The sequence below is a fragment of the Kluyvera genomosp. 3 genome, assembly GCF_011765685.1.
Lineage (GTDB): Bacteria > Pseudomonadota > Gammaproteobacteria > Enterobacterales > Enterobacteriaceae > Kluyvera > Kluyvera georgiana_A.
In genome coordinates, this window is record NZ_CP050321.1 from 1,945,473 (window position 1) to 1,963,220 (window position 17,748).

18 protein-coding genes and 3 tRNA genes are annotated in these 17,748 nt (G+C 53.6%); 19 read left to right on the forward strand and 2 right to left on the reverse strand.

Features of this window, described 5'->3' with window-relative positions:
• The first annotated feature begins 26 nt into the window (after positions 1-26).
• The 5 genes from tcyJ to sdiA all read left to right on the forward strand — a co-directional run bounded on the left by tcyJ (position 27) and on the right by sdiA (position 4,369).
• The gene (gene tcyJ, locus GY169_RS09010) at positions 27-827 is read left to right on the forward strand and encodes a cystine ABC transporter substrate-binding protein (RefSeq protein WP_163449006.1); all 801 of its coding nucleotides are present in this window, start codon (positions 27-29) and stop codon (positions 825-827) included.
• 80 nt (positions 828-907) lie between these two features.
• The gene (gene dcyD / locus GY169_RS09015; protein ID WP_167575537.1) at positions 908-1,894 is read left to right on the forward strand and encodes a D-cysteine desulfhydrase; all 987 of its coding nucleotides are present in this window, start codon (positions 908-910) and stop codon (positions 1,892-1,894) included.
• 13 nt (positions 1,895-1,907) lie between these two features.
• Positions 1,908-2,576, forward strand: a complete 669-nt coding sequence (tcyL, locus tag GY169_RS09020; RefSeq protein WP_064544553.1) for a cystine ABC transporter permease — start codon at positions 1,908-1,910, stop codon at positions 2,574-2,576.
• The gene (gene tcyN, locus GY169_RS09025; RefSeq protein WP_167575538.1) at positions 2,573-3,325 is read left to right on the forward strand and encodes an L-cystine ABC transporter ATP-binding protein TcyN; all 753 of its coding nucleotides are present in this window, start codon (positions 2,573-2,575) and stop codon (positions 3,323-3,325) included. Before tcyL ends, tcyN begins: the two co-directional genes overlap by 4 nt.
• 321 nt (positions 3,326-3,646) lie before the next feature.
• A complete protein-coding gene (gene sdiA, locus GY169_RS09030) occupies positions 3,647-4,369 on the forward strand; it encodes a transcriptional regulator SdiA (protein ID WP_167575539.1) in 723 nt (240 codons plus the stop codon).
• A gap of 70 nt (positions 4,370-4,439) precedes the next feature.
• Here the strand turns inward: sdiA and GY169_RS09035 are convergent, their stop codons facing one another.
• Positions 4,440-4,664, reverse strand: coding sequence for a DUF2594 family protein (locus GY169_RS09035; protein WP_064544561.1), 225 nt, complete (start codon positions 4,662-4,664; stop codon positions 4,440-4,442).
• Positions 4,665-5,120: 456 nt separating this feature from the next.
• On the opposite strand from GY169_RS09035, the gene uvrY reads away from it, so the two are divergent.
• From uvrY to arsC, 9 genes are all read left to right on the forward strand, one after another.
• On the forward strand, positions 5,121-5,777 hold the full coding sequence (uvrY, locus tag GY169_RS09040) for a UvrY/SirA/GacA family response regulator transcription factor (protein WP_064544562.1): 657 nt from the start codon (positions 5,121-5,123) through the stop codon (positions 5,775-5,777).
• On the forward strand, positions 5,774-7,606 hold the full coding sequence (uvrC, locus tag GY169_RS09045; RefSeq protein ID WP_163449001.1) for an excinuclease ABC subunit UvrC: 1,833 nt from the start codon (positions 5,774-5,776) through the stop codon (positions 7,604-7,606). Before uvrY ends, uvrC begins: the two co-directional genes overlap by 4 nt.
• 55 nt (positions 7,607-7,661) lie before the next feature.
• The gene (gene pgsA, locus GY169_RS09050) at positions 7,662-8,210 is read left to right on the forward strand and encodes a CDP-diacylglycerol--glycerol-3-phosphate 3-phosphatidyltransferase (RefSeq protein WP_064544567.1); all 549 of its coding nucleotides are present in this window, start codon (positions 7,662-7,664) and stop codon (positions 8,208-8,210) included.
• 151 nt (positions 8,211-8,361) lie between these two features.
• Positions 8,362-8,437, forward strand: a tRNA-Gly gene (locus GY169_RS09055).
• Positions 8,438-8,477: 40 nt separating this feature from the next.
• Positions 8,478-8,551 (forward strand) — tRNA-Cys (locus GY169_RS09060).
• Between the two features lie 11 nt (positions 8,552-8,562).
• Positions 8,563-8,649 (forward strand) — tRNA-Leu (locus tag GY169_RS09065).
• 391 nt (positions 8,650-9,040) lie between these two features.
• Positions 9,041-9,361 (forward strand): transcriptional regulator, encoded by a 321-nt coding sequence (locus GY169_RS09070; protein ID WP_167575540.1) that lies wholly within the window; start codon positions 9,041-9,043, stop codon positions 9,359-9,361.
• Positions 9,362-9,404: 43 nt separating this feature from the next.
• On the forward strand, positions 9,405-10,697 hold the full coding sequence (locus tag GY169_RS09075) for an arsenic transporter (protein ID WP_167575541.1): 1,293 nt from the start codon (positions 9,405-9,407) through the stop codon (positions 10,695-10,697).
• Between the two features lie 10 nt (positions 10,698-10,707).
• Positions 10,708-11,133, forward strand: coding sequence for a glutaredoxin-dependent arsenate reductase (gene arsC, locus GY169_RS09080; RefSeq protein WP_167575542.1), 426 nt, complete (start codon positions 10,708-10,710; stop codon positions 11,131-11,133).
• A gap of 118 nt (positions 11,134-11,251) precedes the next feature.
• On the opposite strand, the gene GY169_RS09085 is transcribed toward arsC, so the two are convergent.
• Positions 11,252-12,208 (reverse strand): sensor domain-containing diguanylate cyclase, encoded by a 957-nt coding sequence (locus GY169_RS09085; protein WP_163448988.1) that lies wholly within the window; start codon positions 12,206-12,208, stop codon positions 11,252-11,254.
• A gap of 536 nt (positions 12,209-12,744) precedes the next feature.
• On the opposite strand from GY169_RS09085, the gene GY169_RS09090 reads away from it, so the two are divergent.
• The 5 genes from GY169_RS09090 (at position 12,745) to GY169_RS09110 (ending at position 17,744) form a co-directional block, all read left to right on the forward strand.
• Positions 12,745-13,863: a branched-chain amino acid ABC transporter substrate-binding protein gene (locus GY169_RS09090; protein WP_064544573.1), complete on the forward strand. Its 1,119-nt coding sequence runs from the start codon at positions 12,745-12,747 to the stop codon at positions 13,861-13,863.
• Between the two features lie 79 nt (positions 13,864-13,942).
• Positions 13,943-14,857: an ABC transporter permease subunit gene (locus GY169_RS09095; protein ID WP_065357839.1), complete on the forward strand. Its 915-nt coding sequence runs from the start codon at positions 13,943-13,945 to the stop codon at positions 14,855-14,857.
• A gap of 9 nt (positions 14,858-14,866) precedes the next feature.
• Complete coding sequence (gene livM / locus GY169_RS09100) at positions 14,867-16,156, forward strand: high-affinity branched-chain amino acid ABC transporter permease LivM (protein ID WP_167575543.1); 1,290 nt, start codon at positions 14,867-14,869, stop codon at positions 16,154-16,156.
• Positions 16,153-17,031, forward strand: coding sequence for an ABC transporter ATP-binding protein (locus GY169_RS09105; protein WP_163448986.1), 879 nt, complete (start codon positions 16,153-16,155; stop codon positions 17,029-17,031). Before livM ends, GY169_RS09105 begins: the two co-directional genes overlap by 4 nt.
• Complete coding sequence (locus GY169_RS09110) at positions 17,028-17,744, forward strand: ABC transporter ATP-binding protein (protein ID WP_163448985.1); 717 nt, start codon at positions 17,028-17,030, stop codon at positions 17,742-17,744. The genes GY169_RS09105 and GY169_RS09110 overlap by 4 nt, the downstream gene beginning before the upstream one ends.
• The last annotated feature ends 4 nt before the right edge of the window (positions 17,745-17,748 follow it).

A 17,748-nucleotide genomic window follows, 5' to 3' on the forward strand; every position in this document is an offset into this window, starting at 1 on the left:
GAAAAATAATGTTTTTCGGGGGTATAATGAAACTGAAGTTTCTGGGTCGTCAGGCGCTGATGGGCGTAATGGCCGTTGCGCTGGTTGCGGGAGCAAGCGTGCAAGCCTTTGCTGCCGAAAATTTATTAAACCAGGTTAAAGAACGCGGCACGCTGCGCGTTGGGCTGGAAGGGACCTATCCTCCGTTTAGTTTCCAGGGTGATGACGGCAAACTGACCGGTTTTGAAGTCGATTTCGCGAATGAACTGGCTAAACACCTTGGCGTTAAGGCCGATCTGAAACCGACCAAATGGGACGGTATGCTGGCGTCGCTGGACTCCAAACGTATCGACGTGGTGATTAACCAGGTCACCATTTCGCCGGAACGTCAGAAAAAATATGACTTCTCCACCCCTTACACCATTTCCGGTATTCAGGCGCTGGTGAAGAAGGGCAGTGAAGACTCCATCAAAACCGCGGCGGACCTGAAAGGTAAAAAAGTCGGCGTCGGTCTGGGCACCAACTATGAAGAGTGGCTGCGTCAGAACGTGCAGGGCGTGGACATCCGGACTTACGACGATGACCCGACCAAATATCAGGATCTGCGCGTTGGCCGTATCAACGCCATTCTGGTTGACCGTCTGGCGGCGCTGGATCTGGTGAAGAAAACCAACAATACGCTGGCGGTGGCCGGTGATGCGTTCTCCCGCCAGGAGTCAGGCGTTGCGTTGCGTAAAGGCAACGACGATCTGCTCAAAGCAGTGGATAGCGCTATTGACGCCATGAAGAAAGACGGTAGCCTGAAGGCGCTGTCCGAAAAATGGTTTGGAGCTGACGTTACGCAGTAATCGCTCTGAAGGAAAAAAGGCGCTGAAAGGGCGCCTTTTTTATTTACGGCGCATAATAAAAACGAGACTAAGGAGATGCTATGTCACTGCAAAATTTAACCCGTTTTCCGCGCCTGGAGTTTATTGGCGCGCCGACGCCGTTGGAATACCTGCCGCGCTTTTCCGACTACATCGGGCGCGACATTTTTATCAAACGCGATGACGTCACGCCGCTGGCGATGGGCGGAAACAAACTGCGTAAACTGGAGTTTCTCGCTGCCGACGCGCTACGCGAAGGGGCCGACACGCTGGTGACCGCTGGCGCGATTCAATCTAACCACGTGCGCCAGACGGCGGCGGTGGCGGCAAAATTGGGGCTGCACTGCGTGGCGCTGCTGGAAAACCCGATGGGGACGAAGGCAGAAAACTATCTCAGCAACGGCAACCGTCTGCTGCTGGATCTGTTTAACACCCAGGTCGAGATCTGCGAGGCATTAACCGACCCGAACGCGCAGCTGGCTGAACTGGCGACGCGTCTCGAAGCGCAGGGCTTTCGTCCTTATGTGATTCCGGTTGGCGGTTCAAACGCGCTGGGTGCGCTGGGTTACGTGGAGAGCGCGCTGGAAATCGCGCAGCAGTGCGAAGGTGCGGTGTCGATTTCCTCCGTGGTGGTCGCTTCCGGCAGCGCAGGAACGCATGCCGGTCTGGCCGTGGGGCTCGAACAGGTGATGCCGGAAGCCGAGCTGATTGGCGTCACCGTTTCCCGCAAGGTGGCCGATCAACTGCCGAAAGTGGTCACGCTTCAGCAGGAGATTGCGCGCAGTCTTGAACTGACGGCTACTGCCGGAATCACGCTGTGGGACGACTATTTCGCCCCGGCTTACGGTATTCCGAACGACGACGGCATGGAAGCGGTGAAACTGCTCGCGCGTCTGGAAGGCATTCTTCTCGATCCGGTCTATACCGGCAAAGCGATGGCCGGGCTTATCGACGGCATCAGCCAGAAACGCTTCAAAGATGAAGGGCCTATTCTGTTCGTCCATACCGGCGGCGCGCCTGCGCTGTTCGCCTATCATCCTCACATTTAAATAGAACGCGCTCATGCAAGAAAGTATCCAATTAGTGATCGACTCCGCGCCGTATCTGCTCAAAGGCGCGGTCTTTACCCTCCAGCTCAGTATTGGCGGGATGTTCTTTGGGCTGGTTCTGGGCTTTATTCTCGCATTGATGCGCCTGTCGCCCATTGCGCCGGTGCGCTGGCTGGCACGTTGCTATATCTCTATTTTTCGCGGCACGCCGCTGATTGCCCAGCTATTTATGATCTACTACGGTCTGCCGCAGTTTGGCATCGAACTGGATCCGATTCCGTCGGCGATGATCGGCCTGTCGCTGAATACCGCGGCCTATGCTGCCGAAACGCTGCGTGCGGCGATTTCGTCGATCGATAAAGGCCAGTGGGAAGCGGCGGCGAGTATCGGTATGACCCCGTGGCAGACGATGCGCCGGGCGATTCTGCCGCAGGCGGCGCGCGTGGCGCTACCGCCGTTATCGAACAGTTTTATCAGCCTGGTGAAGGATACCTCGCTGGCGGCGACGATTCAGGTGCCGGAACTGTTCCGTCAGGCGCAGCTGATCACCTCGCGTACGCTGGAAGTATTCACCATGTATCTGGCTGCATCCCTGATTTACTGGGTGATGGCGACCGTGCTGTCGGTGCTGCAAAACTATTTTGAAAATCAGCTTAACCGCCAGGAGCGAGACCCGAAATGAGTGCAATTGAAGTCAAAAACCTGGTTAAAAAATTCCACGGACAGACCGTGCTGCACGGTATTGATTTTGAGGTGAAAGAGGGTGAAGTGGTAGCGATTATCGGGCCAAGCGGCTCCGGCAAAACCACGCTGCTGCGCAGTATTAATCTGCTGGAACAGCCGGAGAGCGGCACCATACGCGTCGGCGATATCACCATTGATACCGCACGCCCCATCGGCCAGCAGAAAGGGCTGATTCGCCGCCTGCGCCAGCACGTCGGCTTCGTGTTCCAGAGCTTCAATCTGTTCCCGCACCGTACGGTGCTGGAGAATATTATTGAAGGGCCGGTGATCGTGAAGGGCGAGGATAAAGCCGGGGCGGTTGCTCGGGCTCGCGAGCTATTGGGCAAGGTGGGGCTTTCAGGTAAAGAAGAGAGCTATCCGCGCCGTCTTTCCGGCGGCCAGCAGCAGCGTGTGGCGATTGCCCGAGCGTTGGCGATGCGCCCGGATGTGATCCTGTTTGATGAACCGACGTCGGCACTGGATCCCGAGCTGGTGGGGGAGGTGCTGAACACCATCCGCGCGCTGGCGCAGGAGAAGCGTACGATGGTCATCGTGACTCATGAAATGAGCTTTGCTCGTGATGTCGCTGACCGTGCCATCTTTATGGACCAGGGGCGGATTGTGGAGCAGGGCGAAGCCAAAGCGCTGTTTGCCAACCCACAGCAGGCCCGTACCCGCCAGTTCCTCGAAAAATTCCTGATGCAGTAGTCGCTTTGAGGTACGCCAGCAATACACGCTGGCGTGCCTTCTACGGGACTTAATTCGCATAGCAAATAATGACGCCCCTGTACCATCGCCTTTTTAATGAAAAATTTTACTTAAGCATGCCCAATCAATAGGTAAATATTATTCCGCCTGAAAGGTCCATAAAGCGCCGGAAAGCCGGAATATCGTGCGCTAAGTTACAGAAATGAGGCAAATTAAGATTATTTCAGGCAGGCGTGATATTTTATACATATAAATAAGATTTATGTGTTAGGTTTCTGTATTCATAAAAATGATTATTGATCAGGGGGTTTCTCGTTCGTTATGAGAGACGATGATTTTTTCAGTTGGCGGCGGGAAATGCTGCATCTTTTCCAGGCGGCTTCGGCAAGTGAACAGATATACGCGCTACTTCAAGCGCAAACAGAATATCTGGAATACGATTTCTTCGCCCTGTGCGTCCGACATCCGGTGCCGTTTACCCGGCCGCGTATTTCTGTGTATACCACCTATCCTGATGCCTGGATGTCGCATTATAAGTCTGCGAACTATATGGCTATCGATCCGGTGCTAAAACCTGATAATTTCTCGTTGGGTCACTTACCCTGGGACGATGAGTTGTTCAGCGACGCGCAGGAGTTGTGGCAAGCCGCGCGCGCACATGGTCTGCAAACCGGCGCCACACAATGCCTGATGTTGCCTAACCATGCGCACGGTTTCCTGTCGGTGTCGCGTACCCGTACGCCGGGATCTATTCAGGACCAGGATGAAATCGCTTTGCGTTTACAAATTCTGCTGGAAATGAGTCTGCTGGCGCTATTACGCATAGAAGATGAAATGGTGATGCCGCGGGAGATGAAATTCAGCAAGCGGGAATTAGAAATTCTGAAATGGACGGCGGAAGGGAAAACATCTGCGGAGATCTCGATGATTTTGTCGATTTCCGAGAATACGGTGAATTTCCATCAAAAGAACATGCAGAAAAAATTTAATGCGCCGAATAAAACGCAGATTGCCTGCTATGCAGCGGCGATTGGATTGATCTGACCTGTATTCGCGTTCTGCGTGCCAGACGGCAAACCGGCTGTCAGCAGCGATGCTGACAGCCGGTTTTTTATTACTGGCGGTAAGCTTGTTTAATTTGCTTAACGGTGCTGGAAAATACGGCAGCCTGAGCTTCATCTTCTAACTGCGCAATTTGCTTTTCCATTTTAATAATCACGCGGCCAGCATCAGCCTGGCCCATCGCCTGCAGCATCAGGGTCAGAAGAGACTTCAGGCAGGAAACTTCCTGGGCCAGATTTTGATTATTTTCTGCAGTGGAAAAATCAGGTGTGCTCATTTATTGCCTCGTACAATTTCTGCGCATTATGCGCGATGCGGATTATGAAAGCGGCGCAGTATACCACAAGCCGGGAGAAAAAAAGGAGTGCCTGTTTTTTGCGCGCTGCTCAGATCTGATATTAATTATTATTTCGTCTGCGTAGACAGCAGGTTAGGCGCAAATTGTTTAAATACGGTTTTGTCATCGTTAATTGTTGTTACATATTATAAGGGCTATTTATCAAATATACGACAAAGCGCCTGTTTACGCCGTTAATCCCTGTAAGCATACTGATATCTGCCATCGGCATCTTACTGTTTTTTAGCGTTTTCCAGTCTCTGTACATGATTATTGCCAAAAACGAGATCAAAATCGGAGCCCTGGCATTTTTAGACTTTCACAGATGATATAAAACCCGGTAGTATGGGGGAATTAAGCAGTAGTAGCGTTATCCCTATTCTGGAGATTATTCCTTTGATCAACGTCCTTCTTGTTGATGACCACGAACTGGTGCGCGCAGGGATACGACGCATTCTCGAAGATATAAAAGGTATTAGAGTCACCGGCGAAGCCAACTGCGGGGAAGATGCGGTTAAGTGGTGCCGTGCCAATCCTGTCGATGTTGTATTGATGGACATGAATATGCCTGGCATCGGTGGCCTTGAAGCAACGCGTAAAATTGCGCGTTCAGCGGTGGATACCAAAGTTATCATGCTAACCGTACACACGGAAAACCCACTGCCGGCGAAAGTTATGCAGGCTGGTGCGGCGGGTTATCTGAGCAAAGGCGCCGCGCCGCAAGAGGTGGTTAACGCTATTCGCTCGGTGTTCTCCGGTCAGCGCTATATCGCGTCAGACATTGCTCAGCAAATGGCGTTAAGCCAGATTGAGCCGGAAAAGACGGAATCGCCATTCTCCAGTTTGTCTGAACGTGAATTGCAGATTATGCTGATGATCACTAAAGGTCAGAAGGTGAATGAGATTTCAGAGCAGTTGAATCTGAGTCCCAAGACGGTGAACAGTTACCGCTACCGTATGTTTAGCAAGCTGAACATACACGGTGATGTTGAGCTGACTCACCTGGCAATTCGCCATGGCCTGTGCAATGCGGAGTCGTTAGCAAGTCAGTGAGTGATGTTTTTGATTCAAAAGCCTTTCTGAAAACCGTAACCAGCCAGCCCGGCGTTTATCGTATGTATGATGCCGGCGGCACGGTTATTTATGTTGGCAAAGCCAAAGATCTCAAAAAGCGCCTTGCCAGCTATTTTCGCGCTCAGGTGTCTTCTCGCAAAACGGAAGCGCTGGTGGCGCAAATCGCCCAGATTGATGTCACCGTCACCCACACCGAAACGGAAGCTCTGCTGCTGGAGCACAACTACATCAAGCTCTATCAGCCGCGCTATAACGTGCTGCTGCGTGACGACAAATCGTATCCCTTTATTTTCCTCAGCGCAGATGCCCATCCGCGTCTGGCGACGCATCGCGGCGCCAAGCATGCCAAAGGCGAGTACTTCGGTCCTTTCCCCAACGGTTATGCGGTGCGGGAAACGCTGGCCTTGCTGCAAAAAATCTTCCCTGTTCGCCAGTGCGAAAACAGCGTTTATCGCAACCGCTCGCGTCCTTGCCTGCAATACCAGATTGGTCGCTGTCTGGGGCCATGCGTGAAGGGGCTTGTCAGTGAGGAAGAATACGCGCAGCAGGTGGACTATGTACGTCTGTTCCTCGCGGGGAAGGACGATCAGGTGCTGACGCAGCTGATTGCGCGCATGGAGAAAGCCAGCCAGGCGCTGGCATTTGAGGAAGCCGCGCGCATCCGCGATCAGATTCAGGCCGTACGGCGAGTGACGGAAAAACAGTTTGTCTCGAATAACGGTGACGATCTGGACGTTATTGGCGTGGCGTTCGAGGCTGGAATGGCCTGTGTGCACGTGCTGTTTATCCGCCAGGGCAAAGTCCTCGGTAGCCGCAGCTATTTCCCCAAGGTGCCGAGCGATACCGAACTTGGCGAAGTGGTAGAAACCTTCGTTGGCCAGTTCTATTTCCAGGGCAGCCAGATGCGCACGCTACCGGGCGAGATCCTGCTCGACTTCTCGCTCAAAGATAAAACGCTGCTCGCTGACTCTCTCTCTGAACTCGCCGGGCGACGTATTCAGGTACAGACCAAACCACGCGGTGACCGCGCGCGCTACTTAAAGCTGGCGCGCACCAACGCGGTGACTGCGCTGTCGACTAAACTTTCTCAACAGTCTACCGTACATCAGCGCCTTCAGGCGCTGGCTGCCGAGCTGAAGCTGCCGGCAATTAAACGGATGGAATGTTTCGACATCAGCCACACCATGGGTGAACAGACCGTCGCCTCTTGCGTGGTGTTTGATGCTAACGGCCCGCTGCGTGCCGAGTATCGTCGCTACAACATTACCGGTATTACCCCGGGCGATGACTATGCCGCGATGAATCAGGTGCTGCGCCGTCGCTACGGTAAAGCGATTGATGAAAGCAAAATTCCGGATGTCATTCTTATCGATGGTGGCAAAGGGCAGTTGGGCCAGGCGAAAGCGGTTTTTGCTGAACTCAACGTTCCGTGGGATAAGCATCATCCGCTGTTGCTGGGGGTGGCGAAAGGCAGCGACCGTAAAGCTGGGCTCGAAACGCTGTTCTTTGAGCCGGAAGGCGAGGGCTTTAGTCTGCCACCGGACTCTCCGGCGCTGCATGTGATCCAGCATATCCGCGACGAATCGCACGATCACGCTATCTCCGGGCACCGCAAAAAGCGCGCTAAAGTGAAAAGCACCAGCTCGCTGGAGACCATTGAAGGCGTTGGGCCGAAGCGACGCCAGATGCTTCTCAAGTACATGGGCGGGCTGCAAGGTTTACAGCAGGCCAGCATTGAGGATATCGCTAAAGTGCCGGGAATCTCCCTTGGCTTAGCAGAAAAGATCTTCTACTCGTTGAAACATTAGGGGCTCTGTAGCAACATAGGGCTAATATTTCCTAACAACAGATAGTTACCACGCCATGCAATATAATATCCCTACATTGCTTACGTTGTTCCGCGTCATCCTGATTCCGTTTTTTGTGCTGGCGTTCTACCTTCCGTTCGTCTGGGCGCCGTTTGTCTGCGCGCTAATCTTCTTTGTGGCCGCCGTTACCGACTGGTTTGATGGCTATCTGGCTCGTCGCTGGAACCAGAGCACCCGCTTTGGCGCTTTCCTCGATCCTGTTGCGGATAAAGTGATGGTGGCGATTGCCATGGTGCTGGTGGCGGAGCACTACCACACCTGGTGGGTGACCTTACCGGCTGCCACGATGATCGCTCGCGAAATTATTATCTCTGCGTTACGTGAGTGGATGGCCGAGCTGGGCAAACGCAGCAGCGTTGCCGTTTCGTGGATCGGTAAAGTGAAAACCACCGCGCAGATGACCGCGCTGGTGTGGATGCTGTGGCGTCCGAATATGTGGGTTGAGTGGGCGGGTATTGCGTTATTCCTCGTGGCAGCAGTGCTGACGCTGTGGTCTATGCTGCAATATCTGAACGCCGCGCGCGGTGATTTGCTTCAAGAGTGATCGTTTCGGCGTAATTTTCAGCAAACGATACAAAGTTGCGAAAAATACCGTTGACTCACCGCGTGAGATAAGTAGAATGCAACGCATCGAACGGCAGCACTGATTGCCAGACGATAGCAAAATCAAGTGGTTAATGAGTCAACTTGATAATGCGGGAATAGCTCAGTTGGTAGAGCACGACCTTGCCAAGGTCGGGGTCGCGAGTTCGAGTCTCGTTTCCCGCTCCAAATTAAGAACATCGGCGATAGCGGATGTTTAAGATTTAAAGGCGCGTTAGCAAAGCGGTTATGTAGCGGATTGCAAATCCGTCTAGTCCGGTTCGACTCCGGAACGCGCCTCCACTTTCTTCCCTGGCCGGATGGTGGAATCGGTAGACACAAGGGATTTAAAATCCCTCGGCGTTCGCGCTGTGTGGGTTCAAGTCCCACTCCGGCTACCATGGGAAAGACAAGAATAATCAAAGCAATAAGCAGTGTCGTGAAACCACCTACGGGTGGTTTTTTTGTTTTTGTCTATTCTGCTTACTCTCATTTCGCCACGCGACTTCACCATTGGAAGAGGGCATGACGGCCCCCGATCCCATGGGGATGACCTCTGACCTTTTTCTCTACAACTCTGGTCGCTGGCTTAACCCGTGTGTCCTTTCAGCAGTAAACCATTCCGTACCCGGACCATGGTTTCATTCGCCCGTTCTTCTCAAATTGGTTGATCGAGATAATCCGCGTTCAGTGCAAAAAGTCTTCCGTTTTTTATCTCCGGGATCGTTTGGTGATTCCAATATCAATATATATGATTTAGCATATATGTATGCAAAGGGAAGGGAGTACAAGATGCTACAGCCTGTTCAGCTATTTAAAATCCTGTCGGATGAAACCCGCCTCGCGATTGTCATGTTACTCAGGGAGGCCGGCGAACTGTGCGTATGTGATATCTGCGCTGCGACAGCTGAATCACAGCCTAAAATTTCTCGCCATATGGCTATCCTGCGTGAGGCCGAGCTGGTACTGGATCGCCGGGAAGGGAAATGGGTTCATTATCGACTGTCCCCCCATATCCCGGCATGGGCCAGTGAGACGATAACGACGTCATGGCAGTGCCTACGCGATGATGTGCGTGAATGGCTGGATAAATCGGCATGCACGTCTTGCTGATAGTTTACTCACATATGTATAAGCATATATAAAGAGAGCCGGGATGTTTTTGGCAGGGAGTATTTTTATACTGACGCTGGTGCTGGTTATCTGGCAACCCAGAGGACTCAGTATTGGCTGGAGCGCAAGTATTGGTGCCGTGCTGGCGCTGGGAACAGGGGTCATCCACATTGGGGATATCCCCGTGGTCTGGAATATTGTCTGGAACGCAACAGCGGCATTTATTGCAGTGATTATCATCAGCCTGCTGCTCGATGAGTCCGGTTTCTTTGAATGGGCCGCACTGCATGTTGCCCGGTGGGGGCACGGGCGCGGTCGACTGCTGTTTACATGGATAGTATTGCTTGGCGCTGCTGTCGCTGCTCTGTTTGCTAACGACGGTGCCGCATTGATACTGACGCCTATTGTGATTGCGATGCTGCTGGCGCTGGGATTCAGCCCGAGGACGACACTGGCCTTCGTCATGGCTGCAGGATTTATCGCAGATACCGCCAGTCTGCCGCTGATTGTCTCTAACCTGGTCAATATCGTCTCAGCGGATTTCTTCGGCCTGGGATTTACTCAGTACGCCTCCGTGATGGTCCCTGTAAACCTGGCGGCCATTGCTGCCACCTTGGTTATGCTGCATCTCTTCTTCCGTCGGGATATCCCGGCCAGCTATGACGTTTCACTGCTGAAGATGCCCGCCAGTGCGATTAAGGATCCGGCGACGTTCAGAGCGGGCTGGATAGTCCTGCTGTTCCTGCTGGTTGGTTTCTTTGTCCTGGAACCGTTGGGGATCCCCGTCAGCGCGATAGCCGCCGTTGGCGCCGCAGTGCTGTTTGTGGTCGCAAAACGTGGAAATGCGATAAACACCGGGAAGGTGCTTCGTGGGGCACCCTGGCAGATCGTGGTTTTCTCGTTGGGTATGTATCTGGTCGTCTACGGCTTACGTAATGCCGGACTCACTGAGTATCTGTCTGCCGTACTCAATATGCTGGCTGACAACGGTCTATGGACTGCCACGTTCGGCACCGGTTTCCTGACGGCGTTTCTGTCATCGGTGATGAACAATATGCCGACGGTGTTGATTGGGGCATTATCCATTGATGGTAGTGCGGCGACCGGCATCGTCAGAGAAGCGATGATTTACGCCAATGTGATTGGTTGCGATTTAGGCCCAAAAATTACGCCAATTGGTAGCCTGGCGACTTTGCTGTGGCTGCATGTGCTTGCACAAAAGAATATGAAGATTGGCTGGGGATATTATTTCCGCACCGGAATTGCGATGACCCTGCCTGTCCTGTTTGTCACGCTGGCTGCGCTGGCGCTACGTCTCTCTTTCACTTTGTCATGAGATACTGAAAATGAGCAACATCACCATTTATCACAACCCAGCCTGTGGTACATCGCGTAATACGCTTGAGATGATCCGCAACAGTGGTACCGAACCTACGATTATTTATTATCTTGAGCATCCACCGTCACGCGATGAACTGGTCAAACTGATTGGGGACATGGGTATTACCGTACGGGCTCTGCTGCGGACAAATGTTGAGCCTTATGAAGCGTTAGGACTTGCGGAAGATAAATTTACTGACGATCGGCTAATCGATTTTATGCTGCAATATCCGATCCTGATTAATCGCCCCATTGTGGTGACGCCGCTGGGAACGCGTCTGTGCCGGCCTTCAGAATTGGTGCTGGATATCCTCCCGGACGGGCAAAAAGGCGCATTCACCAAGGAAGATGGTGAGAAGGTCGTTAACGATGCTGGTAAAAAACTGATATAAATATCAAGGGGGCTCATGCCCCCTGGCTTCTACGATGCTCATTTTCCGTGTCAGAATCGCCGCCCTGCAAAACAGCCTTTATCAATGCCTGGTATTCATTCTCTGCCAATGTGAAAGGTTATGCATGCTTCCGGCGTTTTGCTGAGTACATCACCTCATCGCTTTCTTTAAGCATTTCCCGCAGCGACGGGTAACGATCCGGGTCATTACGTAACATCCCATAGGAATAATTGATGTTATAGGGTTTGCCAGAGTTTTCGTTGTACTCATCCACATCGCTGCGCAAACCGTGTAAAAATGCATCCGCATCGGCGTGGTGGGCGAGGAGAACGGCAAATTCATCGCCGCCGAGGCGTCCTGCAATATCTCTGGTACCCAGGCGCTTATATAGCATCGCGGCAAATACTTTTAATACCTCATCACCTTCTGCATGCCCCCAGAGATCGTTGATAGGTTTGAACTTATCGAGATCAAAAAAGATAAGGCTGAATGTTGCATTGGTTTTAGTCAGGGAATGGAATCGCTTTTCGCCTTTACTGTAGAAACCACGACGATTCGGTATGCCCGTTAGGCTATCGGTCATGGCGATACCAATAATTTTAAATTCATCTTCGACAATAAAAGCCAAATCTCTGAGGCAAGCAATATCCTCGTCGCTGAAGCCGCGGGGCGTGGAATGAATCAGACAAAGCGTACCCGCAACCGCGCCATCAGGCAGATGTACGGGATAACCCGCGTAGAATCTGATGTAAGGTTCCCCGGTCACCAGCGGATTATCATGAAAACGTTCATCGTGCGATGCGTCGTTAACAATAAAGGGGCCATCCTCTAAAATGGCGTGGCTACAGAAAGAGATGTTGCGAGGCGTTTCGCGGGTACCCAAACCTTCGCACGCTAGCATCCACTGACGCTCACGGTCGAGCAGACTTATCAGTACCACGGGCACCTGAAAGATTTTTTTGGCCAGACGGGTTAAACGATCGAATCGTTCTTCGGAGCCAGTATCAAGAAGGTCTGCCAGATAAAGGGACCTTAATCGTTCTTCCTCATTATCCGGGATGCCTGGGAATTTCATATCACCTCGAAGAAATAGATATGTTGATGCCAGATACATTCTGGCGTAAAGCCGGATTAAGGCTGACCAATCATTTGAATATAGTTCAAAAAAGTGCTCCGCAGCCTGAATGCCCCGATAACCCTCACAACGGTTATCCGGTGAATCAATATGCCGCTCCCCGGCGGGATTTTTTGTTATGCCCATCGCTTGCACCACCGCGCAGCATAGTTTGCACAACTTGCTACAAAAATGCGCAAAGCGTGACTATTGCAATATTTATGTACTTTATTGTTAACCAGATGTGATCCCTCCCGTAATTTCACTTCGCCGGTGCAGAGGCCCTGTAACGGCGCTCTATACTCAACATTGTCTAAATCCCTGCGCTGGTTGCGAAAAGTTGGCAACCATTTTGCTTAATGATTTGACCTGAAAAGCGTAAGGAAACCTCGCCGTTATCAGCAGGATATTGTCAGGATGTCGTATGTCCGGCGCGTGCGCCGGTGGTTCGGCTTCACACCGTTATGCATAAACCTCTTTTGCTAAGGTAGATAATAATGTCGCTGAAATTAATAAGAAGTCCGCTTTCGATTGTGTTGGCAGGGTGTCTGGTGACGGCGTTTTCCGCCCAGGCCGATATCGTAATTGGTGTCGCCGGGCCATTTACCGGGCCAAACGCCACCTATGGCGATCAATATTGGCACGGCGCGACCCAGGCCGCGGCGGATATTAACGCCGCCGGTGGGATTAACGGCGAGAAAATTAAGCTGGTGCAGGGCGATGATGCCTGCGAGCCGAAGCAGGCCGTGGCGGTGGCGAACCGTCTGGTCGATCAGGACAAAGTGCAGGCTGTCGTCGGCCACTTCTGTTCCTCTTCGACGATGCCCGCCTCCGAGGTTTATAACGACGCGGGCGTGCTGGCCATCACCCCGGGTTCAACAAACCCGCTGATCACCGAGCGCGGAATGAACGATATGTTCCGTATGTGTGGCCGCGATGACCAGCAGGGCGACGTCGCCAGCAACTTCATCATTGATAAGCTGAAGGCCAAACGGGTGGTTATCATTCACGATAAAGATACCTACGGACAGGGCCTGGCGGATGCGACCCGCGCGGCGCTGGCCAAGCGCGGCGTGAAGGATGTGATGTATGAAGGCCTGTCGCGCGGTGAAAAAGATTTCAATGCGTTGGTGACCAAAATTGGCGCTCAGAAGCCGGATGTGGTCTTCTTCGGTGGCTGTCACCCAGAAGCGGGGCCGCTGGTTCGTCAGATGCGTGAGCAGGGCGTACAGGCGAAATTCTTCTCCGGCGACTGTATCGTCAACGAAGAGATGGTTACCGCCGCTGGTGGTCCGCAGTATACCAACGGCATCTATATGACCTTTGGCAAAGATCCGCGTCTGATCCCGGACGGCAAGGCGGTGATCGAAAAATTCCGCGCCAACAAGTTTGAGCCTGAAGGTTATACCCTCTATTCCTATGCCTCTATTCAGGCAATCGCCGCGGCGTTTAAGGCGGCAGGCCCCGACTCGGCGAAAGCCAGCGAATGGCTGAAGGCCAACCCGGTCGAAACCGTCATGGGCAAGAAAGCCTGGGACAGCAAGGGCGACCTGAAAGTCTCGGACTACGTCGTTTATCAGTGGGATGATAAAGGCAAGTATAAGGAAGTTGAGTAACCGGACGGAGTCACGCTCAGCGCCGGTGTGCTCGCATACCGGCGCTCTATAACATGGCCAATAACACGAGCGCGCGATGATGGAGACATTCTTTCTGCAACAGTTAGTCAATGGCTTGACGCTAGGATCGGTCTACGGGCTGATCGCCATTGGTTACACCATGGTTTACGGTATTATCGGCATGATTAACTTCGCTCACGGCGAAGTGTATATGATCTCTGCCTATCTCTGCGCCATCGGTCTGGCGCTGCTGTCCTTCTTTGGCCTGCACTCTTTCCCCTTGCTGATTCTCGGTACGCTGGTCTTTACCATCGTGGTTACCGGCGTGTACGGCTGGACGATTGAGCGTATTGCCTACAAACCGCTGCGCAATTCCACCCGCCTGGCGCCGCTGATTTCCGCCATCGGCATGTCATTAATTCTGCAAAACTATGCGCAAATCAGCCAGGGTCCGCGCCAGCAAGGGGTTCCCACAATGCTGGATGGCGTGCTGCGTCTGCATATCGGCGAAGGTTTTGTACAGATCACCTACACCAAGATCTTTATCCTGCTGGCGTCGTTTGCCGGGATGCTGCTGTTAACGTGGATTATTGGTCACACCCGGCTCGGGCGGATGTGCCGGGCGGTGCAGCAGGATCGCAAAATGGCCTCGATTCTCGGGATCAATACCGATCGTATTATCTCGCTGGTGTTTGTGATCGGCGCGGCGATGGCAGGGCTGGCGGGGGTGTTGATCACCATGAACTACGGCACTTTCGACTTCTATGCCGGGTTTATTATCGGCATCAAGGCGTTCACCGCGGCGGTGCTTGGCGGTATCGGTTCTCTGCCGGGGGCGATGCTGGGTGGGCTGCTGCTTGGCGTGGCCGAAGCGCAGTTCTCCGGGATGGTCAACTCCGACTATAAAGACGTGTTCTCGTTCGGGCTGCTGGTGGTGATCCTGATTTTTCGCCCGCAGGGGCTGCTCGGCCGCCCGATTGTGGCCAAAGTGTAGGAGCTGACAATGACGCATTCAACGGCTTCACACGAGGTCTTTTCCCTCAAACGCTGCATTCTTGACGCGGTTTTTTCCGGCCTGGTGGCGCTGATTATCTTTGGCCCCATTGTCGGGGTAGTGCTCGACGGCTACAGCTTTAACTTTGAAGGCCAACGTCTAATCTGGATTATCGCCGCGGTAATGATAGGGCGTTTTGCGCTTAGCGCAATGGCCACCACCGCCATTGGTCGACGCTTTACCTCTCGTTTTGAAAGCGATAACGCTGGCGTCTATGTCCGCGCCCCGGACTATAAAAGCCGGATGCGCTGGATAATCCCGCTGGTCGTGGCGTTAGCGGTTTGTTTCCCGTTCGTCGCCACCAAATACGTGCTGACCGTGGCGATCCTCGGCCTGATTTACGTGCTGCTGGGGCTGGGGCTGAACATTGTGGTCGGCCTCGCCGGGCTGTTGGATCTGGGCTACGTGGCGTTTTATGCCATTGGCGCCTACGGGTTGGCGTTGGGTTATCAGTATCTGGGGTTAGGATTCTGGTCAATGCTGCCGCTGGCGGCGCTGATGGCCGCGGCGGCGGGCGCGCTGCTCGGCTTTCCGGTGCTGCGCATGCACGGCGACTATCTGGCCATTGTGACCCTTGGTTTTGGTGAAATCATCCGTCTGATTCTCAATAACTGGCTCAGTTTCACCGGTGGCCCGAACGGGATTTCTGCGCCGCCGCCGACCTTCTTCGGCCTCGAATTTGGACGACGAGCGAAAGAGGGCGGTGTGCCATTTCACGAGTTTTTCCATCTCACCTATAACCCTAACCTGAAGTTTATTTTTATCTACGCGGTTCTGGTGCTGGTGGTACTGCTGGTGCTGTATATCAAGCATCGTCTAACGCGTATGCCAATTGGCCGCGCGTGGGAGGCTCTACGTGAAGATGAAATCGCCTGCCGTTCAATGGGCCTGAATCACGTGCTGGTGAAGCTGTCGGCTTTTACGCTCGGCGCGTCGACCGCCGGGATTGCCGGCGTGTTTTTCGCCACCTATCAAGGCTTCGTCAACCCAACGTCATTTACCTTCTTTGAGTCGGCGCTGATCCTCGCCATCGTGGTGCTGGGTGGAATGGGTTCGACCATTGGCGTGGTGCTGGCGGCGTTTGTGCTGACCGTCACCCCCGAACTGCTGCGCAGCTTTGCCGAGTATCGCGTACTGCTGTTTGGCGTATTGATGGTGGTGATGATGATCTGGCGTCCTCGGGGGCTGATTCGCATTAATCGCAGCGGATTTGCGGTGCGTAAAGGAGTGGCGCCATGAGCCAGGATGTGATTTTAAGCGTTGAGCATCTGATGATGCATTTTGGCGGTATTAAGGCGCTGAACGACGTTAATCTGGAGGTACAGCGTGGCTCGATTACCGCGCTGATCGGCCCAAACGGCGCGGGAAAAACCACGGTGTTCAACTGCCTGACCGGTTTCTACAAGGCCTCCGGCGGCAAAATCCTGTTCAACACGCGCGGGAAAACCACTAACGTCATCCAGATCCTTGGGCAGAAGTTTCAGCCGGGTGACTGGGTGAATCCGGCGCACCTCGGGCAGCGGATTTTTTACAAAATGTTTGGCGGGACCCACCTCGTCAACCGGGCTGGGTTGGCGCGGACGTTTCAAAATATCCGTCTTTTCCGTGAGATGTCAGTGGTGGAGAATCTGCTGGTTGCACAGCATATGCAGGTCAACCGCAACCTGGTCGCAGGGATCCTCAATACGCCAGCTTACCGTCGGGCAGAGAGCGCCGCGCTGGATCGCGCTTTTTACTGGCTTGAGGTGGTGGATCTGGTTGACTGCGCTAACCGGCTGGCGGGCGAGATGTCTTACGGCCAGCAGCGCCGCCTGGAGATTGCCCGCGCCATGTGCACCGGCCCGGAGATGATTTGCCTTGATGAACCCGCCGCCGGGCTGAACCCCGTGGAAACCCGGGCGCTGAGCAAAATTATTCGTTTCTTGCGCGAGCATCACGGCATAACCGTGCTGCTGATTGAACATGATATGGGGATGGTGATGGACATTTCGGACGATATTATCGTGCTGGACCACGGCGATGTCATTGCCCAGGGCAAGGCGGAGCAAATTCAGCACGATGAGAAAGTCATTGCCGCCTATCTCGGCACCAGCGAAGACGAGGTCAGCCTATGAGCGAACCGATGCTGGAGTTTCGTGAGGTCGATGTCTTTTACGGCGTTATCCAGGCATTAAAGCAGGTTTCGCTGCAGGTCAATAAAGGCGAAACCGTCTCGCTGATTGGCGCCAACGGCGCGGGGAAATCGACGCTGTTGATGTCCATTTTCGGCCAGCCGCGCGTGCGTAGCGGGCAAATTCTCTTCTGCGGCGACGATATCAGCCATCGCACCACCCATTATGTCGCCTCGGCCGGGATCGCTCAGGCCCCGGAGGGGCGGCGCATTTTCCCTGATATGACCGTGGAAGAAAATTTACTGATGGGCACGATACCAATTGGTAATCAGCATGCCGCTCAGGATCTGCAAAGCATGTTCGATCTGTTCCCTCGTCTTAAAGAGCGGCGCAAGCAGCGGGCGATGACCATGTCCGGCGGTGAGCAGCAGATGCTGGCGATTGCCCGCGCGCTAATGAGCCGACCAAAACTGCTATTGCTTGATGAGCCCAGCCTCGGGCTGGCGCCGATTGTGGTGAAGCAAATTTTCCATACGCTGCGTGAACTGGCCCGCGACGGGATGACGATTTTCCTGGTGGAACAGAACGCCCACCACGCGCTGAAACTGTCTGACCGGGGATACGTGATGGTTAACGGGCAAATTCGTCTTAGCGGCAGCGGCGAGGAACTGTTGGGCAATCAGGAGGTACGTAAAGCCTATCTGGGCGGCGCGTAGCAAA